This is a genomic window from Methylobacterium oryzisoli (assembly GCF_046557895.1).
Taxonomy (GTDB): Bacteria; Pseudomonadota; Alphaproteobacteria; order Rhizobiales; family Beijerinckiaceae; genus Methylobacterium; species Methylobacterium oryzisoli.
Map to the genome: position 1 here is coordinate 139,288 of NZ_JBKIBX010000004.1, position 18,512 is coordinate 157,799.

General features: G+C 70.1%; 15 protein-coding genes. 7 read left to right on the top strand and 8 right to left on the bottom strand.

Annotation, left to right across the window (positions count from 1 at the left end; translation table 11 throughout):
• Nucleotide 1: 1 nt before the first annotated feature.
• The gene (locus tag ACKUB9_RS06165) at nucleotides 2–1,018 is read right to left on the bottom strand and encodes an HWE histidine kinase domain-containing protein (protein ID WP_407520251.1); all 1,017 of its coding nucleotides are present in this window, start codon (nucleotides 1,016–1,018) and stop codon (nucleotides 2–4) included.
• Between the two features lie 185 nt (nucleotides 1,019–1,203).
• Here ACKUB9_RS06165 and ACKUB9_RS06170 point away from each other — a divergent pair, with 185 nt between their 5' ends.
• Nucleotides 1,204–1,680 (top strand): VOC family protein, encoded by a 477-nt coding sequence (locus ACKUB9_RS06170; RefSeq protein ID WP_407520253.1) that lies wholly within the window; start codon nucleotides 1,204–1,206, stop codon nucleotides 1,678–1,680.
• A gap of 343 nt (nucleotides 1,681–2,023) precedes the next feature.
• Here ACKUB9_RS06170 and ACKUB9_RS06175 read toward each other — a convergent pair whose 3' ends face one another.
• The 3 genes from ACKUB9_RS06175 to ACKUB9_RS06185 form a co-directional block, all read right to left on the bottom strand.
• Nucleotides 2,024–3,400 (bottom strand): LLM class flavin-dependent oxidoreductase, encoded by a 1,377-nt coding sequence (locus ACKUB9_RS06175; protein ID WP_407520255.1) that lies wholly within the window; start codon nucleotides 3,398–3,400, stop codon nucleotides 2,024–2,026.
• An 82-nt stretch (nucleotides 3,401–3,482) separates the two neighbouring features.
• Nucleotides 3,483–4,271, bottom strand: a complete 789-nt coding sequence (locus ACKUB9_RS06180; protein ID WP_407520258.1) for a MetQ/NlpA family ABC transporter substrate-binding protein — start codon at nucleotides 4,269–4,271, stop codon at nucleotides 3,483–3,485.
• 63 nt (nucleotides 4,272–4,334) lie between these two features.
• Nucleotides 4,335–5,315, bottom strand: a complete 981-nt coding sequence (locus ACKUB9_RS06185; protein WP_407520260.1) for a sulfonate ABC transporter substrate-binding protein — start codon at nucleotides 5,313–5,315, stop codon at nucleotides 4,335–4,337.
• Between the two features lie 159 nt (nucleotides 5,316–5,474).
• Here ACKUB9_RS06185 and ACKUB9_RS06190 point away from each other — a divergent pair, with 159 nt between their 5' ends.
• Complete coding sequence (locus ACKUB9_RS06190) at nucleotides 5,475–5,726, top strand: hypothetical protein (RefSeq protein ID WP_407520262.1); 252 nt, start codon at nucleotides 5,475–5,477, stop codon at nucleotides 5,724–5,726.
• A gap of 63 nt (nucleotides 5,727–5,789) precedes the next feature.
• On the opposite strand, the gene ACKUB9_RS06195 is transcribed toward ACKUB9_RS06190, so the two are convergent.
• A complete protein-coding gene (locus tag ACKUB9_RS06195) occupies nucleotides 5,790–7,238 on the bottom strand; it encodes a short-chain fatty acid transporter (protein ID WP_407520264.1) in 1,449 nt (482 codons plus the stop codon).
• A 14-nt stretch (nucleotides 7,239–7,252) separates the two neighbouring features.
• On the bottom strand, nucleotides 7,253–10,618 hold the full coding sequence (locus ACKUB9_RS06200) for a molybdopterin-dependent oxidoreductase (RefSeq protein WP_407520266.1): 3,366 nt from the start codon (nucleotides 10,616–10,618) through the stop codon (nucleotides 7,253–7,255).
• 105 nt (nucleotides 10,619–10,723) lie between these two features.
• Between ACKUB9_RS06200 and ACKUB9_RS06205 the strand changes: the two genes are divergently transcribed.
• Both ACKUB9_RS06205 and ACKUB9_RS06210 read left to right on the top strand, forming a co-directional pair.
• Nucleotides 10,724–11,422, top strand: coding sequence for a GntR family transcriptional regulator (locus ACKUB9_RS06205; RefSeq protein ID WP_407520268.1), 699 nt, complete (start codon nucleotides 10,724–10,726; stop codon nucleotides 11,420–11,422).
• A 334-nt stretch (nucleotides 11,423–11,756) separates the two neighbouring features.
• Entirely contained in the window at nucleotides 11,757–12,107 is a 351-nt protein-coding gene (locus tag ACKUB9_RS06210) for a hypothetical protein (RefSeq protein WP_407520270.1), read from the top strand.
• An 87-nt stretch (nucleotides 12,108–12,194) separates the two neighbouring features.
• On the opposite strand, the gene ACKUB9_RS06215 is transcribed toward ACKUB9_RS06210, so the two are convergent.
• Entirely contained in the window at nucleotides 12,195–12,722 is a 528-nt protein-coding gene (locus ACKUB9_RS06215; RefSeq protein WP_407520272.1) for an Lrp/AsnC family transcriptional regulator, read from the bottom strand.
• 117 nt (nucleotides 12,723–12,839) lie between these two features.
• On the opposite strand from ACKUB9_RS06215, the gene ACKUB9_RS06220 reads away from it, so the two are divergent.
• The 3 genes from ACKUB9_RS06220 (at nucleotide 12,840) to ACKUB9_RS06230 (ending at nucleotide 16,878) form a co-directional block, all read left to right on the top strand.
• Nucleotides 12,840–13,910: a 1-aminocyclopropane-1-carboxylate deaminase gene (locus tag ACKUB9_RS06220; protein ID WP_410823224.1), complete on the top strand. Its 1,071-nt coding sequence runs from the start codon at nucleotides 12,840–12,842 to the stop codon at nucleotides 13,908–13,910.
• Between the two features lie 122 nt (nucleotides 13,911–14,032).
• Entirely contained in the window at nucleotides 14,033–15,649 is a 1,617-nt protein-coding gene (locus ACKUB9_RS06225) for a GMC family oxidoreductase (RefSeq protein ID WP_407520276.1), read from the top strand.
• Between the two features lie 302 nt (nucleotides 15,650–15,951).
• A complete protein-coding gene (locus tag ACKUB9_RS06230; protein ID WP_407520278.1) occupies nucleotides 15,952–16,878 on the top strand; it encodes a molybdate ABC transporter substrate-binding protein in 927 nt (308 codons plus the stop codon).
• Nucleotides 16,879–16,913: 35 nt separating this feature from the next.
• On the opposite strand, the gene ACKUB9_RS06235 is transcribed toward ACKUB9_RS06230, so the two are convergent.
• On the bottom strand, nucleotides 16,914–18,377 hold the full coding sequence (locus ACKUB9_RS06235) for a metal-dependent hydrolase family protein (protein ID WP_407520280.1): 1,464 nt from the start codon (nucleotides 18,375–18,377) through the stop codon (nucleotides 16,914–16,916).
• Nucleotides 18,378–18,512: the final 135 nt, after the last annotated feature.

Below are 18,512 nucleotides of genomic sequence, written 5' to 3' on the forward strand. Positions count from 1 at the left end.
CTCAGGGCGCTGTGGGCGGGAGCGGGACCGTGACCTTCACGCGAAGGCCATCGGCCTCGAACGCGACATCGACCGTCGCGTCGATCTGCAGGGTGAGCACCCGATTCAGCAGTTGCGTGCCGAACCCGTCCCGCGTCGGCAGGGCGACGGGCGGCCCGTCATGCTCGCTCCAAGTCCAGTGCAGCGCGCGTCGCGTCGGCCCGTCCTCGACCGACCACGTCACCTCCAGCCGGCCGTCGGGGTCGCCCAGCGCCCCGTGGCGGAGCGCGTTCGTCGTCAGTTCGTGGAGCGCCATTCCGATCGGCACCGCCAGGTCGGAGGACAGACGGATGCAAGGCCCCTGCAGCACCACGCGCGGTCGCCCCGGCTCGTCGTAGGGCATGAGCTCGGCGCGCAGGAGGTCCCGGAAATCGGCGGCCTGGGCGTGGTGCTCCGTGATCAGTGCATGGGTCCTCGCCAGAGACGTGATCCGTGCCGTGAAGGCCTGCCGGAACGCCGAGAGCCCCGTGGCCGAGCGCAGGGTTGCATTGAGCACGGCCTGCACGGTCGCGAGCGTGTTCTTCACCCTGTGGTGGAGTTCGCGCACCAGCAGGGCCTGCCGCTCCTCGAATGCGCGCCGCTCCGTGACGTCGCGCTGCGCCGACACCCAGTGGACGATGCGGCCCTCGGCGTTCCGCACCGGGGTGATCAGCCACTCGACCACGTAGGTGCTGCCGTCCCGGCGGTAGTTGATCGCCTCACCCTGAAAGACCTCCCCGGCCTCAAGGGCGGCGCGCATGCGGTCGAGGACGGCGCGCTCCGTGCGCGGACCCTGCAGGAGCCGCGGGGAGCGGCCGAGAACCTCCTGCACGCTGTAGCCCGTCATGGCCGCGAAGGCGGCATTCGCGTACTCGATGTGCGGACCCGGCTCATCGATGTCGGCGGAGGTGATGATGATCGCCTCGCCGGAAGCCTCGACGGCAGCGAGGAGCACCTCCAGGTCGGGCCGACCCCACTCGGCTTCGTCAGGATCGCGCAAGTCCCTCTCCCCTCGGCGACGAGATGGGCAGACAACCGGCCGCGCGGGCGAGTGTTGCCGAGGGGGTGGATGGTAATCGCGACCCTTTGCAGGCCCGACGCCGGATGGTTGGATTGAGGCTTGCGCCAGGATGGATGCGGGCCGGCAGCGATGCCGGGTCGCCCGCCGGGGGAGGGGAGTTCACCATGATCGCCAAGAACACGATCTGTCTCTGGTTCGACAAGGACGCCGAGGCGGCCGCCCGCTTCTACGTCGAGACCTTTCCGGAGAGCGCGATGGGGGCCGTCCACCAAGCGCCGGCCGATTACCCGTCGGGACGGGAGGGCGACGTGCTGACGGTCACCTTCACCGTGGCCGGCATCCCGTGCATCGGCCTGAACGGCGGGCCCGCCTTCCGGCACAACGAGGCCTTCTCGTTCCAGATCGCCACGGATGACCAGGCGGAGACGGACCGCCTGTGGAACGCGATCGTCGGCAATGGCGGCCAGGAGAGCGCCTGCGGCTGGTGCAAGGATCGCTGGGGCATCTCCTGGCAGATCACGCCGCGCGTGCTCACCGACGCGATGGCGGCGGGCGGCGAGGAGGCGAAACGCGCCTTCGCGGCCATGATGACCATGCGCAAGATCGACGTCGCGGCGATCGAGGCGGCCCGGCGCGGGTGACGGCACTCCCTTCGGCTCGATCATTCGGCCGATCCGGGCTTCGTCCTACAGCTCCGCGCCGGACGCTGGCGCCCGGACCGGACGACGACTCGTACGGTTTCCGCCTGATCTGTACTGCCATCAATAAACGCGGGATCCCCTCTCCCGAATGGGAGAGGGGTAGGGGATCGAAGATCCCGCGTGAGGGTGTGACGGTTCTGAATGAAACTCAAACCATTGTGCTGGTAGCTCTACAATCGAGTTCAATCCTAAACCGTCGCCACCCTCACCCCCGGCCCCTCTCCCACTCGGGAGAGGGGAGAAGCGCCATCTCTTTGCTCGAACGAATCAAGCGGAAACCATATCAGACTTGGTCACCGCTCGATCGCGCGACGTGCCGGTGGTGCGCGGCCGGGTGGGTGGAATCCACGCGGTCGCGCCCGAACAGCTTCCGCCGCAGCGGGCCGGGGCGGTACGCGGCCGGGTAACGGCCGCGCCGCTGCAATTCGGGCACCACGAGATCGACGATGCCGGCGAAGGTCTCGTGCGCCACCACGTAGGCGAGGTTGAAGCCGTCGACCCCGGTGGCCGCGACCCAGGCCTCCAGCGCATCGCAGACGGTCGCGGGCGAGCCGGAAAAGACCGGCCCGATGCCGCCGATCCCGACATGCTCGGCGACCTCCCGCACCGTCCAGGCCCGGTTCGGATCGGCGCGCGTGACGTTGTCCATGGCCGAGCGCCCGGCATCGTTCTCGACGTGCCGCACCTGCGCGTCGAGGTCGAGGGTCGAAAAATCGACTCCGGTCCAGCCCGACATCAGGGCGAGCGCACCCTCGTGGCTGACATAGGCGCGGTATTCGGCGAGCCGCGCCGCCGCGGCGGCGTCCGTCTCCCCGACCACCAGCGTAGCGAGGGAGTAGATCAGCAGGTCGCCGGGGGCGCGTCCCGCCTCGGCCGCCGCCCGCCGGAGCGCGGCCACGCGCGGGGCGATCACCTGCGGGGATGGGCCGGAGACAAACACGCACTCGGCGTGGCGGGCCGCGAAGCCGCGGCCCTTCGGCGAGGTCCCGGCCTGATACAGGACGGGGGTGCGCTGCGGCGAGGGCTCGCCGAGATGCACGCCCTCGACCCGGAAATGCGGGCCGTGGTGGCGGACCGGCCGGACCCGCGACGGGTCGGTGAAGATTCCAGCCGCCCGGTCGCGCCGGACGGCATCGTCGTCCCAGCTTCCTTCCCAGAGGGCGTAGACGACCTGCATGTACTCGTCCGCGAGATCGTAGCGGTCGTCGTGCGCGCGCTGGCGGTCGAGGCCCATCGCGCGGGCCGCCGAGTCGAGGTAGCCGGTCACGACGTTCCAGCCGATGCGCCCGGCGGTGAGGTGGTCGAGCGTCGTCATGCGGCGCGCGAGCAGGTAGGGGGCCTCGTAGGACAAATTGACGGTGACGCCGAAGCCGAGATGCTCCGTCGCCGCCGCCATGGCCGGCACCACCAGGAGGGGATCGTTGGCCGGCACCTGCGCGGCGTGCCGCAGGGCCGCGTCGGGCGAGCCGCCGAACACGTCGTAGAGCCCGACCACGTCGGCCAGGAAGACGCCGTCAAAAAGCCCGCGTTCGAGCAGCCGCGCGAGGTCGGTCCAGTAGGCGAGACTGGTGTACTCCCCCGAGCGGTCGCGGGGATGCCGCCACAGGCCGGGCGACTGGTGCCCGACGCAGTTCATCTCGAAGGCGTTAAGGCGGATCATGGCTCACCGGCTCGGCGTGGCGGCGATGCGGGTCGCCGTGGCGGGCGATACGCCGCGCGGCGTCCCTTCGCCAGGGGCGCCGCTACCATGTCGGCACGTAGGCGCCCTTGAAGCGGGCGAGGATGAAGTCCTTCACGGGCTGCGAGCGGTAGGCGTCGACCAGCGCCCGCACCCAGGGCTTCTCTCGGTCGGCCTCGCGCACCGCGATGATGTTGACCCAAGGTCCCTCGACCGGCTCCTTGATCAGGGGATCGGTCACCGGCGAGAGACCGGCCTGGATCGCGTAGTTGTTGTTGATCGAGGCGGCATCGACGTCGTCGAGCGCGCGGGCGAGCTGGGCGGCATCGAGTTCGACGAAGCGGAAGCGCTTGGGGTTCTCGGCGATGTCCGCGACGGTGGCGGCGCCGTTGCTCGGGTCCCTCAGCGCGATCACGCCGTTCGCGTGCAGGATCTGGAGCGAGCGGGCGCCGTTCGAGGGATCGTTCTGGATCGCGATCGTCGCGCCCGCGGGGAGGTCCCCGATCCGCTTGTAGCGCTTCGAGTAGATGCCCTGCGGCGAGGCCGTGGTGGTCCCGGCCTTGACGAGCTTCCATCCGGCCTTCGCGATCTGGTTGCGCAGGTAGGGCTCGTGCTGGAAGGAGTTCGCGTCGAGATCGCCGGCCGCGAGCGCTTGGTTGGGGACGACGTAATCGGTGAACTCGACCACCCGGATGTCGAGCCCGCGCTCGGCCGCGACCTTCCGGACGACCTCCAGAACCTCCGCGTGCGGACCGGCGGTCACGCCGACGCGGAGCCCCTGCGCCTGGGCGGCCCCGGCGGAGGCGAGGACGAGCGCCGCGCCGAGGATCGCGCGACGGGACCAGATCATCATCGGGAACTCTCCGGCGTGTCCGGCTCGTGATGCGAAGCGGGTCGGATGCGGCATGCGGGATCCTCAGGTGCCCGGACGGCGCACCGCGCCGGCGATGTTCAGGGCCTTGGGCAGCAGGCCGAGGCGGTGAAAGGTGTCGGCCACCCGCTGCTGGTCGGCCACCGCGGCGGCGTCGAGCGGCGCGACGCCATAGCTCTGGCGGGCGAGCGCCACCGTGAGGATCGGCGCCGGGATGCCGACGAGCGGCGCGAGTTCCTTCGCCACCGCGTCGGTGTTGTCCTTGGCCCAGGCGTCGATCTCCGCGATGGCAGCGAGCGTGGCGTCGATCACCCGGCCGTGCTCGTCCACGAACCCCCGCCGCGACAGGTAGAACTGCCGGTTCGGCACCAGCCCCTCGCCGGTCGTCAGCGTGCGGGCCGCATGGGCCTGCTCGCCCGAGGCCAGGAAGGGATCCCAGATCGCCCAGGCGTCGACGCTGCCGCGCGCGAACGCCGCTCCGGCATCGGCGGGCGCCAGGAAGGCGAGCTTCACCTGATCGTAGGGGAGGCCGGCCTGCTCCAGCGCCCGCACCACCAGGAAATGCACGTTCGAGCCCTTGTTGAGCGCGATGGTGCGCCCGCGCAGGTCGGCGACGCTTCGGACGGGACTGTCCTTGGGCACCAGGATCGCTTCGCCCTTCGGCGCGGGCGGCTCGTTCGCCACGTAGACGAGATTGTCGCTCGCGGCCTGCGCGAAGATCGGCGGCGCCTCGCCGGCCGATCCGAAATCGATCGCCCCCGCGTTCAGCGCCTCCAGCAGCGGCGGTCCTGAGGGAAACTCGGCCCAGGTCACCCGGTAGCCGAGCGGCTTCAGCCGCTGCTCCAGCAGGCCCTTGCCCTTGAGCAGCACCAGCGTGCCGTACTTCTGGTAGCCGACCCGGATCACCCGCTCGTCGGCGCGGACCGTCAGCACGCTGAAGAGCACGAATGCGAAGGCCGAGAGCAGGAGCCATGTCTCGTAAAAGCCGCGTCGTTTCAGGACGCGGCGGGCCGCGAAGCTCGGCATGTTTCAAGTCCCCGGAGGTTTATCGCGCAGGATCCGCCGCATGACCGCTCCGGTCCGGGCGATGACGTCCTGATCGATCACATATCAGCGAGGTTTAAGTGGCCGGTCAATGAAATCGATTTTCGTTTTTGCTTGAGGCGGGAGGCGCACCATCTTCGAATGACCGCACGAGGAGATCTTTCTCGTCCTGCCCGCGGCGCGGCCGAGCGGCGGGAGGCGCTGCGCGGGCGGATCGTGCAGGCCCTGGCTCCCGTCGTGGAGGGTGAATACCTGCAGCGGCTCGCCCGGCATCTCGCCGCCGTCATGCAGGGGGTCTCGATCCAGGCGCGCGACGGCGTCGCGCGAGCGGACCTGTACGGCATCGTCAAGGACGTGGTCGCCTGTATCGCTACACGCGAGCCCGGCGATTGACCGCTTCGTGCAGGAGGGAGCGCGGCGCGCCGGGCGCCCGGGGCGCCCGGCAGCGGGGACGTCCTACGGCATCACCGGCGGCACGTAGGTGAACGTCGTCATCAGGTAGGCCGCCAGGATCATCACGATCGGGAAGTGGATGAAGAACTGCATCGACGTGTAGCCGATCAGGTCCTTCGACTTGAGCCCAAGCACGCCGAGGAGCGGCAGCATCCAGAACGGATTGATGAAGTTCGGCAGCGTCTCGGCGATGTTGTAGACCATCACGGTCCAGCCGAGATGGGCGCCGATCTCGTTGGCGGCCTTCATGACGTAGGGCGCCTCGATCACCCACTTGCCGCCTGCCGATGGGATGAAGAACCCGAGAGTCGCGGAATAGAGGCCGACGATCACCGAGAAGGCGCCGGAATCCTGCGCGAGGCTCACGAACCAGTGCGCGATCGTGTCCGACAGGGTGGCGCCGGAGGCGTTCTTCACCCGCGTCAGCATGTAGGCGATCCCGCCGTAGAACGGGAATTGCAGCAGAACGCCCGACACGCTCGGCATGGCATGCGAGAAGCTGTTGATGAAGCTCCGCGGCCGCCAGTGCAGCAGGGCGCCGAGCAGCAGAAAGACGAAGTTGTAGGTGTTGAGCCCCGACATCGTGATGAGCGGGTTGCCCGACCTGAAGGTCTCGAACAGCCAGCCGGCGGCCAGGAGAACCGTCAGGATCGTCAGGATGGGGCTGAATTCGAGGTAGTCGCCGGGACGCGTCGGGCGCTGGCTCTCGGCCTTGGCGTCCACGAGGCTCACGCCGAGGTCCGCCGCGGTGACCGCATTGGCGTCGGACGGCGTGGTGTAGTGGCAGATCGCTGCCGACAAGACCGTTCCGACGACGATCACCAGCAGGTTCTGCCAGGTCAGGATCGTCTCGTAGAAGCTGATCACGCCGGTGATCGGCAGCAGGGAGGCCGGGATGCTCGCGGGATTGGCCTGGAGCTGCGCGGCCGACGAGCTGATGCCGAGGGTGAAGCCGAAGCCGAGGCCGAGATAGCCGGCCGCACCGGCCGCGCGGTAGTCGAGCCGGATGTCGCTGCGGCGGGCGATCTCGCGGACCAAGAGCCCCGAAAAGATCAGGCTCACGCCCCAGTTCACGAGCGACAGCAGGATGCTGACTACGCCCACGAACACCACGGCGCCCCGGCCCGTGCGCGGGACGGAAGCGGCGCGGCGCATCAGGCGGGCCACCGGGGGCGACACCGCGACCACGTAGCCGCCGACCGCCACGAGCGCCATCTGCATCGTGAAGGGGATCAGGCTCCAGAATCCGTCGCCGAAGGCCCGGCTGACCCCCACCGCGTCCCCGCCGTGGAGCAGCGCGCCGGCGGCGACCAGCGTCGCGGCGAGCAGCACGAAGATGTAGGCGTCGGGAAACCAGCGCTCGGAAAAGGCCACCATCACCTGGGAGAGGCGCACCAGGAGGTTTTCGCGCGGCGGGGCCGCCGTCGGGGCCGGGGCAAGGGTCTGGCTCATGGAAAACATCCTTCTCAGGCGTCGAGCACGCAATCGGCGAGGGGAACGGCGCGGCAGGTCAGGCACTGGTCGGAGGGGCCGTCGTAGGGGGTGAGATGCGCGACCGCGCCGGCCGCGACCCTCACCTGGCAGCTCTCGCACTGGCCGGTGCGGCAGCCGCTCGGAAGGCGCAGCCCCGCCTGCTCGGCGGCGTCGAGCAAGGTCCCGGCGCCGGGCGACCAGAGGAAGCTGCCCCCGCTTCGGGCGAGCGTGACGCGGCGCGGGGCGAGTTCGGCCGGGATGTCCATCTGCGCGGTGAACAGCTCGCTGGCGATGTCGAAGCGCGGCAGCCCCCAGGTGAGCAGGAGGGCGGTGGCGTCCCCCACGAAGGCCTCCGGACCGCAGATGAAGGCGAGGGGGCGTTCGCCCGGAAACGGCGACGTGAGGTTAAGCAGGCAGGAGCGGCCGACACCGTCGTAGTCCCGGCCGAGGATGTCGCCGGGGCTTGGCCGGGTGAAGACATGCGTCGCCGCGAGGCCCGAGAGCTTGGGTGCGAGCGCCCGCAGGCGCGGCCCGAAGGGGTGCGCCTGCCCGTCCCGGCAGACGTAGAGGAGCCGGATGCGGGGACGGTCCGCCTCCTCGGCCTCGGCCAGCGCGTCGAGGTAGCTCACGAAGGGCGTGATGCCGATGCCCGCCGCCATCAGGATGATCGGGCGATCGGTGCGCATCGGGGGCGTGAACGTGCCCTGCGGGGCCTCCAGCAGGAGGGTGGCGCCGGGCGCGAGCCCGTGGAGATGCGACGACATCCGCCCCGGCGCCGCGGTTCCGGCCCCGACCAGCTTCACGGCGATCTCGTAATGGTCCGGGTCGCGATGCGGCCCGGTGAGCGAATAGGCGCGCGCCACGCCCGCCTCCGTGGCCACGCGCACGTGCTGCCCCGGCAGGAATCCGGCGAGGGGGCCGCCATCGGCCGGGGCGAGCGAGAGGGCCAGACCATCCGCGGCTTCGCGCCGAACGCTTCTGACCGTGAAGGCGCGCTCGCCGCTCCACCATCCGCGGCTGCGGGCCTCGTCCCGGGCGATCTCGCACGCGACGGCGCGCAGCGGGACCGACCCGCTCACCGGATCCCGGCTCTCGTCCGAGAGCGCGTCGTTGATGTTGAGGGTGTCCGGACCGGTGCTCGGCGTGCGCGGCCGGCCGACGGGAGGGCAATCCTCCCACCAGCCGAACTCCGCGATGGCCACGTCGTCCGCGAGGTCCGGATCGAGCCGCGCGCGCAGCCGCGCCGTCCCGGAGCCCGTGCGCAGGCGGATCCAGTCGCCATCCCGGATGCCCCGGCGCGCGGCCGCGGCCGGGCTGATCTCGACCGACGGGTCCGGGGCCTTGCGGCGCAGGGACGCGACATGCCGGTGCGAGCTGTGCACGAACCAGCCGGACTTCGCGGTCGAGAGCCACAGCGGCAGCGCCGGGCTCGTCTCCCCGGCCGGCGGCACGAAGGAGGGCAGGGGAGGGTAGCCGTGCTCCAAGAGGAGCTCGGAGTAGAGTTCGGCCCGGCCCGTGGGGGTGGAGAAGCCGGCGGGCGTTCCGTCCGCGCGCGGCGCGGCGTATTTGCGCTCCGGGCAGGGCTGCGGGACGCGGATGCCCTCCGGGCGACCCCGCAGATCGGCCACGGTCAGGCCGAGCGGTTCGAGCTGGTGGTTCCAGCCCGCCTCGACCGAACCGCCGAAAAAAACGTCCGCGTGGCCGAGGCGGCAGGCGAGATCGAACACGATCTCGTAATCGGCCCGCGACTCGGCGAAGGCCGGGAGCATCGCTTGGCGCAGCTGCACCAGCTCGACGGCCTCCTGGGTGATCTCGAAGCCGACCTTCAGCGCCTCGCGCTCCCAGGGCATGCTGGCCGGGAGCACGATGTCGGCGTTCTCCGCCGTGGGGTTCAGGAACATGTCCACGTGGACGTGGAAGCCGAGCGCGCGCAGCGCCTCGCGGTTGCGGGCCGAGGCGCCCTGCGAGACGACGAGGTTCGAGCCGAAGCTCATCAGGGCTTCGACGCGGTAGGGGGACCCGTCCAGCACCGCGCGGGCGAAGTCGCGCGCCGTGATCCAGCCCCGGGACGGTGGACCCAGCGGCAGCGCGTCGAGGCCGAGCGCCTTGGCGCGCTGCTGCGGCGCCAGCAGTCCGTAATCGTTCACGCTGCGCGACGGTGGCGCCACGGTCCAGAGGTTGCCGCCGGCCCGGTCGCTCGCGCCCGTCAGCGCGTAGAGGGCCGCGATTGCCCGCTCGGTCTGCGTCGCGTTCGTGTGCTGCCCGACCCCGGTCCAGGAATGATAGGCGAGGCGGGGAGAGCCCTCGAACAAGGCGTAGAACCGGGCGAGGTCGTCGGGGCCGAGGCCCGTGAGATCGGCGACGCGCTCGGGCGTGTAGGTCTCGGCCTCCTGGCTTAGGCGCTGCAAGGCCGTCGCGCAGCGCAGCACGCGGCCATCGCTCGCCCGCAGCGTGACGCTGCCCTGGAGCTGGAGATCGGCATCGTCGGAAGCCCGGTCCGCGACGCGCGGCCCGTCAGGGCCGAGAACCACGAAGCCGGTCCCGGCTTCGCCGGGCCAGAGATCGCCGGCCCGCACGAAGCGGCCGGTCTCGCCGTTGACCAGGAAGGCGGCGTTGGTCCAGCGCCGCACGAATGCCGCATCGAAGCGGCGCGTCGCGATGAGGTGCCGGATCGCCCCCATGGCGAGGGCCGCGTCCGTGCCGGGACGGACGCGCAGCCACAGGTCGGCCTCCTCGCCCGAGCCGCCGCGCTTGGGGTCCACCACCGCCACCGTCGCGCCGCGGCGGCGGGCCGCCGCGATGCGGGTCGCCTGGGCGAGCCAGGTCCGGGCGGGATTGTGTCCCCACAGCACGATCACGTCGGCGCGGTCGTAATCGGCCGCGCCGATGCCGCGCCCGAAGGTGAGGGCCTGTGCGTAATCCTTGTGCCAGCCGCAGATCTCGACGGCGTAGATCAGGTTCGGGCTGCCGAAGACGCGGATGAACCGCTCGACCCATTCGAAGCTGTCCACCATCGGCGTACCGCTCGGCGTGGTGACCGCGAAGGCCACCGCCTCGGCCCCGCGCCGGGCGCGGATCTCGCCGAGCCGCGTCGCGATCTCGCTCAAGGCCTCATCCCACGAGATCGGCTCGAAGCCGGGATCGGCGTCGTGCCGCGGCCGTGTGCGCCGGAGCGGGACGCTCAGCCGTCGCGGGCTGCCCACCAGCTCGGGCGCGGCGCGGCCCTTCGCGCACAGCGCAGTACCGGTCGGATGGCTGGGATCGGGCCGCACCGCGATGAGCCGGCTGTTCTCGACCTCGTTGAGCGAGCCGCAGCGGGAGCGACAGAGGGTGCAGTAGCCGGCCTTGATCTCGCTCACCTCGGCCTCCCTCCCTTGGTAGCGCGTCACGCACTACCATAAACGCGTGACGCGCTACTGCAAGACGGCGCCGGGCCCTTATAATGGGCAGCGGGAGAGTGAAGAATGGTCAGCAGTCCGAATGCCGCCGTGGTGCCCACGCTGGCCGATATCAACCTTCGCGAGCAGGTCCAGCAGCGGCTGCGGCTCGATATCGTCTCCGGGGAGGTCGGGCCGGGCACCATCCTGTCCGTGCCTTCGCTGGCCCGGACCCTCGGCATCTCGACCACGCCGGTGCGGGAGGCGCTCCTCCACCTCTCCGCGGACGGATTGCTGCAGCCGCTGCGCAACCGCGGCTTCTGCGTGGTCGAACCGTCCCTCGCCGAGCTTCGCAACCTGTTCGAGGTCCGGGTGCAGCTCGAAACCTCCGCCTTCCTGAAGCTCGTGCAATCCGGCCTCGACGACGTCTCGGACCTCACGGCGCAGGCGGACGCCATCGCCCGTGCCGTGCGCGACGGCGATGTCCCGCTCTACCTCGCCGCGGACCGGGCGTTTCACCAGGAACTGCTCTCCCGGGCCGGCAATCCCGTCCTGACCGGGATCGTGATGAAGCTGCGGGACACGATGAGGCTGTACGGGATCAAGTCCGCCGCTGGTCTGGCCCGTCAGGCGGAGTCGGTTCCCGAGCATTACCGCATCATCGAGATGCTGAGGCAGCGGGCCGAGCCGGCGGCCGCAGCAGCCCTCATGCACAAGCACATCATGGATTGGGAGCCGATCTTCTCCAACGTCCTCTTGGAGGGAGGCGGTCAGCGACCGCGATGAGCGCGGGGAAGGCGCGGGGCGAGATCACGGTCGGCGCTTCAGCATGGCCGGGCCGGCTGCTGCTCCCCGCCCAGGTTGCGAGCGAGGCTGGACGTCACGGATCCGCGGCGGGTGGCGGTGAGCGCCGATGTGTAATCGATCCGGATCGTTTGCCGGTGTCAGATCCGCCGATCTGCTGATTCCTTCGACACTCTGCTCACCAAGGCTGCACGAGTGGAGTGTGTGTTGGCGCACTTATCTGTGCTGATGTGATCTGGAAAGCACGGCGTACAGCTTGACGTCGTGCGATGATTTCAGGTCAATAGAAGTTGACCTGCGATAAGGGATTCGATCGGTGATCCGCTCTGTTCTGTCCGCTGCGGTTCTCTCCGTACTCGCAGCCACCTCGGCGGCAGCGATGCAGGGCGAGTGCCTCCTGAAGATGAACGACCGGACGGTCGCAGAGGGATTCTGCCACGTCCTGTTCTACTCCGGGGCCTCCTATCAGATCGTCGGCCGGAGCGGCGAGCCGACCGTGATGGTCAACATCGATGTGAGCGGTGATCGCGCCCAGGCGTTCTGGAACGGCGAGGAGCGGGGCGCGCATGCGCGGGAGCCTCTCGGGGCCGTGACCCAACAGCAGGAGTGCTGGGTCAATGACCGGTTGCGCGTCTGCGGATGGCCGCCCGGGCCGCGGCCCCGGTGAGGCTCGGCCCTGCGTCCGATTGGCAGAACGGGTTCTCAGGCTTGAGGTCGGCACCCGGCCGGCCGGGTGACACGCGGGTGGCGTCGCTCATTCGATGGCGGCTTCGAGATCGATCGCGGTCTCGTACTTGACGCGATTCAGGTTGAAGCTCGTGCGGAACCGCCGGATGTTGTGTTCGTTCGCCAGTACTTCGCGCACGAACGCGTTGTAATGCTCCATGTCCCGGCAGGCGACCACGAGCAGGTAATCGCTCTCCCCCGAGATGAAGTAGCATTGCTGGACGACCTTCTGGCCCGCCATCTTGCGCTCGAATGAGGCGAGGACATCCTCGCGCTGCCTGTCGAGTTCGACGCCGACGAAGGCGATCAGCATGTTCCCGACTCGCGCCGGATCGACGATCGCCACCTCGCGGGTGATGAATCCCTCGTCGTGCAGGCGCTTCACGCGTCGTGAGCACGGTGCCGGCGAGAGTCCGACGCGGTCGGCCAGCTCAAGGTTCGTGATCCGGCTATCCCTCTGCAGGATATCGAGAATTTTTCGATCGATCCGGTCCAGCGCCGCCGCGGAATGCTGACCGGCCGGAGGAGAATTGCTCGCGGGAGCGGATTTTCTCACTTGGATTGCTCCAACGAGGAGGAATTGCGCATCATGAGAGACATGGATTGCTGAACTCCGCAACCCGGCGCAATCACAGTGCGGCTATGGTCGTGGCGGATCAAACGGAGTGCCACGATGACAGCCGCGATCGTTCCACCCCCTTCGTCGCGAAGGAGCCGGGCCTCGACGCTGCGGCTCGATCGCTTTCCCCGCCACGCGCTCACCTTCGGGCCGAGCCCGATCGAGCGGCTGGACCGGCTCACCGCCCATCTCGGCGGCCGGGTCGAGATCTTCGCCAAGCGGGAGGATTGCAACTCGGGCCTGGCGTTCGGGGGCAACAAGCTCCGCAAGCTCGAATACCTGATCCCCGATGCGCTGGCGCAGGGCTGCGACACCCTGGTGTCGATCGGCGGCGTCCAGTCGAACCACACGCGCCAGGTCGCGGCCGCGGCCGCGAAGCTCGGGCTCAAGTGCCGGCTGGTTCAGGAGAGCTGGGTCAACTGGCACGACGCCGTCTACGATCGCGTCGGCAACATCATGCTCTCCCGCATCCTGGGCGCGGATGTCCGGCTCGTCGATCAAGGCTTCGACATCGGATTCAGGCCGTCCTGGGAGGACGCCATGGAGGAGGTGCGCCGGGCCGGCGGAAAGCCCTACGCCATCCCGGCGGGTGCCTCCGATCACGAGCTCGGCGGCCTCGGCTTCGTTCACTGGGCCGAGGAGGTGCGCCGGCAGGAGGACGAACTCGGCGTCACCTTCGACTACGTCGTCGTCTGCTCCGTCACGGGGTCCACGCAGGCCGGCATGGTGGTCGGCTTCGCGGCCGACGGACGGGCCGACCGCGTCATCGGCATCGACGCGTCCGCGGAGCCGGCGAAGACCCGCGACCAGATCCTCCGCATCGCCCAGCGCACCGCCGCCCTGGTCGATCTCGGGCGTGACATCACCGACGCCGACATCGTGCTCGACACCCGCTTCGCCGCGCCGGAATACGGCCTGCCGTCGGAGGGAACGCTCGAAGCCATCAGGCTGTCGGCCCGGCTCGACGGCATGCTGACCGACCCCGTGTACGAGGGGAAGTCGATGCACGGCATGATCGACCTGATCCGCGAGGGCACGATCCCGGCCGGGTCGCGGGTGCTCTACGCCCATCTCGGCGGCGTGCCGGCGCTGAACGGCTACAGCTCCCTGTTCCGGAACGGCTGAGCGCCCGCGCGCTCGGCTCTGGCTTTCGGACCGGAATCGATCCCGGCGCAACGATGCGTTGCGCCGAGGACTTGCTCCGGCCCATCGCAAACCTCTCTCAAAGCCAGCGAAAGACGCAGCCCGTGACGACACACGTCTCTTCCGCCGACGAGGATTTCGCCCGGCGCGCGCGGGACAACCAGCAGCGCCTCGGAGCCGATCTGAAACCTTCCTACGACTTCATCGTCTGCGGCGCGGGTGCGTCGGGCTCGGTGGTGGCGCGGCGCCTCGCCGAGAACCCGGACGCGCAGGTGCTGCTGATCGAGGCCGGCGGGAGCGACGAGGCCGAGAGCGTGCGCGATCCGGCACGCTGGCCGGCCAATCTGGGCAGCGAGCGCGATTGGGGTTTTCAGGCCGAGCCCAATCCGCACCTGAACGGGCGCGCGCTTTCCATGGCGATGGGGAAGGGGCTCGGCGGCGGCTCCAGCATCAACGTCATGGTGTGGGCGCGCGGGCATCGCAGCGACTGGGACTTCTTCGCCGCCGAGGCCGGCGACGCCGGCTGGAGCTACGACACCATCCTGACCCTCTACCGGCGCATCGAGACCTGGCGCGGCGCGCCCGATCCTGCCTACCGGGGCAGCTCGGGTCCCGTCTGGGTCCAGCCTGCCGCAGACCCGAGCCCCGTCGCCCATGCCATGCTCGGGGCGGCCCGCGAACTCGGGATTCCGACCTTCGACCATCCCAACGGGGCGATGATGGAAGGGCCAGGCGGCGCCGCGATCACCGATATGCTGGTCCGCGACGGCCGGCGCCATTCGCTGTTTCGCGCCTACACCCAACCGTTCCTCGACCGGCCCAACCTGACGGTCCTGACCGAGACCATCGTCCGTCGGGTCATCGTGGAGGGACGGCGCGCGACCGGCGTCGAAATTCTGCGCGAGGGTCGGACCAGCATCATCGGCGCCCGCGCCGAGATCGTGCTGTCGCTCGGCGCCATTCAGACACCCAAGGTGCTGATGCATTCCGGCATCGGCGACCACGCGGAACTCAGCCGATTCGGCATCCCGGTGGTCCAGAACCTGCCCGGCGTCGGACGCAATCTCCAGGATCACGTCTCCTTCGGCTGCCTGTGGGAATACGCCGAGCCGCTGGCTCCGCGAAACACCGGCAGCGAGGCGACGCTCTACTGGACGAGCCGTCCGGAGCTCGACGCGCCCGACCTCCTGTTCTGCCAAGTCGAGTTTCTCGTCCCGAGCGAGCGGACGGCGGCCCGCGGCGTGCCCGCCCACGGCTGGACCATGTTCGCCGGCCTCGCCCATCCGGAGAGCCGCGGCCGTCTGCGCCTGCGGAGCGCCGATCCGCTCGCGCCGCTCGCGATCGAGGCCGACATGATGTCCGATCCCGCCGACATGCGGACCGCCCGGGCCTGCGTGGAACTCTGTCGCGCCCTCGGCAATGCCGCAGCGTTCCGGCCGCTGATCCGCCGAGAGGTGATGCCGGGCGAGCTCACGGGAGAGGCACGCGACGACTTCATCCGCGACGCCGCCGTCACGTACTGGCACCAGAGCTGCACGGCCAGGATGGGGCGGGACGCGATGTCGGTGGTGGATGGCTCGCTGCGGGTCTACGGCATCGACGGCCTGCGCGTCGCGGACGCCTCCATCATGCCGCGTGTCACGACTGGCAACACCCAGGCGCCCTGCGCGATCATCGGCGAACGCGCGGCGGAGCTGATCCGGAGCGCCCAACGCCTCTGAGCGCGACTTCACGCGAACGCGCGGGACACGACGCTGCTCGACACCCGCGGGCGAGCCGGGTCGCACCTCCGGCTCGGCTCCGCGCTCGCCGACGGCGACGATGTCGACCGCACCGATGCGACCGCTGCCGCGTGGTACGAAGGGCATCGCGGGGCATCAAGCCGCGACGGACAGGCTCGGCCACCTGCACGCGCAGGACCGGGGCATGCCCCGCGAGAGGGAACTCCCATGACCCACCTTCCCCGAAGCGTCTCGAGCCTCGCCACGGGCGTCCTCATCATCGGATCGGCCGCAGCCGCGCCGTGGAGCACGATCACCGTGGCCTCGATCACCCCGGCCGCGGGTCGGCGGACCATCGCCGGGGCACCGCTCGTCCTTCCGACCGCCCGGACGGGAGCAAAGCGGTGATGCGAGCGATTCTGGGTATCGTCCTCAGCCTCATGGCCATGTCACCCCCCCTCGCACAGGCGGCCGACGCCGTTCTTCTCCACGCGGCCGGCAGCCTGCGCGGTCCGCTGACCGAGGTGAGCCGCGCCTTCGCGGCGGCTGGCGGTGCCCCGGTCACGATCAAGTTCGGCGCGTCCGGCCTGCTCCGGGACGAGATCGCCGGCGGCGCCAGAGCCGAGGTGTTCGCCTCCGCCAACATGGAGCATCCGCGATCCCTGTCGGAGGCAAAACGCAGCAGTCCGGTGGTTCTGTTCGCGCGCAATCGGCTCTGTGCCCTGGCGCGTCCCGGCCTGGACGTGACGACCGCCGATGTCGTCGACCGCATGCTCGACCCGCAGATCCGATTGGGAACCTCGACGCCGAAGGCAGACCCGTCCGGGGACTATGCCTGGATGGTCTTTCGCAGGATCGATGCCTCGCGCCCGGGCAGTTTCGCGGCGCTGGAGAGCAAGGCGCTTCAGCTCACCGGAGGCCCGGCCAGCCGCAGGCCGCCGCCGGACCGCAGCGTGTACGGCGCCATCGTCGAGAAGGGCGAGGCGGATCTCTTTCTGACCTACTGCACGAACGCCCTGGTCGCGGCGCGCGAGGTCGCGGGTGCCAAGGTCGTGGACCTGCCCGACACCATCGCGGTCGGCGCCGATTACGGCCTCACGGTGATGAACGGCTCGTCGGAAGCCGCCTACCGATTGGCCCTGTTCATCCTGTCGGCCGAGGGGCAGGCGATCCTGGCCCGCCACGGGTTCGCGTCGTCGCCTCCATCTGCCGGCCAAGACCCTCGGTAGGCCTCGCAATCATTCCGGCGCGGCAGCGCGGTGGCCTAAGGGATCGGAGACTCCTTGTAGAGGACGCCGCCCTTCATGATGATCAGGAAGTGCTTGGCCGGGTCCGCCACGAGCCTGATGTCCTCCACCGGGTTGCCGTCCACGAGCAGGAGGTCGGCGAGAGCGCCTTCCTCCACGACGCCGAGTTTGCCCGGATAGGGATTGCGCGGACCGGAGAGCGCGAGGAGATCGGCGTTGGTTCCGGTCGCCATGCGCAGGATCTCTGCATTGCCGTACCAGCGGGCGAGGTGGGTCAGCATCGTTCCCTGTCGCGCCGTCAGGGTGTCGGAGAACAGAAGGTCCGTCCCGAACGCCGTCCTGACGCCGTGCGCCTTCGCCAGCCGATAGGCTTTGTCGGTGCCGGCCAGGACCTCGAGCAGCTTGGCGCGGCTCGGACCTGTCAGCGGGACCGAATCCTCGTCCCCGAGGAAGGGCTGGATACTGAGCCAGGTGCCCTTCTCCGCCATGAGGGCGGCCGTCGCCTCGTCCATCAGGTGCGCGTGCTCGATGCACCGCGCGCCGGCGGCGACCGCGCGCTGGATCGTCCGCGGCGTGTAGGCATGCACGGCCACGTAGGTATTCCAGTCCTCGGCGACCGCGACGGCCGCGCGCAGGTCCTCCAGGCCGAACGTCGTCATGTCCAGCGGAGCGCGGGGAGAGGACACGCCGCCGCCGCCCACGACCTTGATCTGCGAGGCGCCCTGCAGCAATTGCTCCCGCGCGCGCAGCCGGAGGTCGGCGGCGGCGTCGGCCACCGCGGCAGCACCGGTCTGCTCCAGCGCGCTCACCGGGCCGCCGGGGCTGCGCGGCAGGTCCGACAACGGCCGCATGTCGCCGTGCCCGCCGGTCGTGGTCAGCATGGCGCCCGATGGATAGATGCGTGGACCCGCGGCCAATCCCTGATCGATCGCCTGCTTCAGCGGGAAGGCGGGGCCGCCAAGGTCCCGGACCGTGGTGAAGCCCCGCATCAGGGTGCGCCGGGCCTCCGCGGCGGCGGCGAGGACGATGTAGCCGGTGTCTGCGGCCAGCGCGGTCGCCAGCGGCAATCCGGCGAACAGGCAGTGCCAGTGCGCGTCGATCAGGCCCGGCATGAGGACCCGGCCCCCGCCGTCGATCACCCGCGCGCCGTCCGGGGCGGGGTCACGGCGGCTCGCCACGGCCGTGATCCTGTCCTTCTCGACGAGGACTTGGAGGCCGTCCCGCAGGGCGTCCGACCGGCCGTCGAACACGCGGACATTCGTGAACAGGAGGGGCGTCCGAGGCTGGGCCGGTGCCGGCTGTGCGACGGCGGAACCGGACAGGCCCGCACCGGAGACCGCAGCCGCCATGCCTGCGACGAAGCCGCGGCGTGACAGGCCCGCGCCGAGCCGCCGCGCGAGCGAGCGGACCTCCGGGCGATGGCAGAGGCACCCGAGGTGGAGGACCGGATCGGGCTCATCGCCCGCCGTGCAGGACAGCATGTCGACCTCGCGCTGCGCCGTGCGCAATCCGCCGTGTCATCATCCGCGCCGGGCCGCCGCGATCGCCGCGGCGTCGCGCCTGCGCAAGGTCGTCATGGCCGCGGTGCCGCAGGCTGATTCAGGCGGGACCGACCC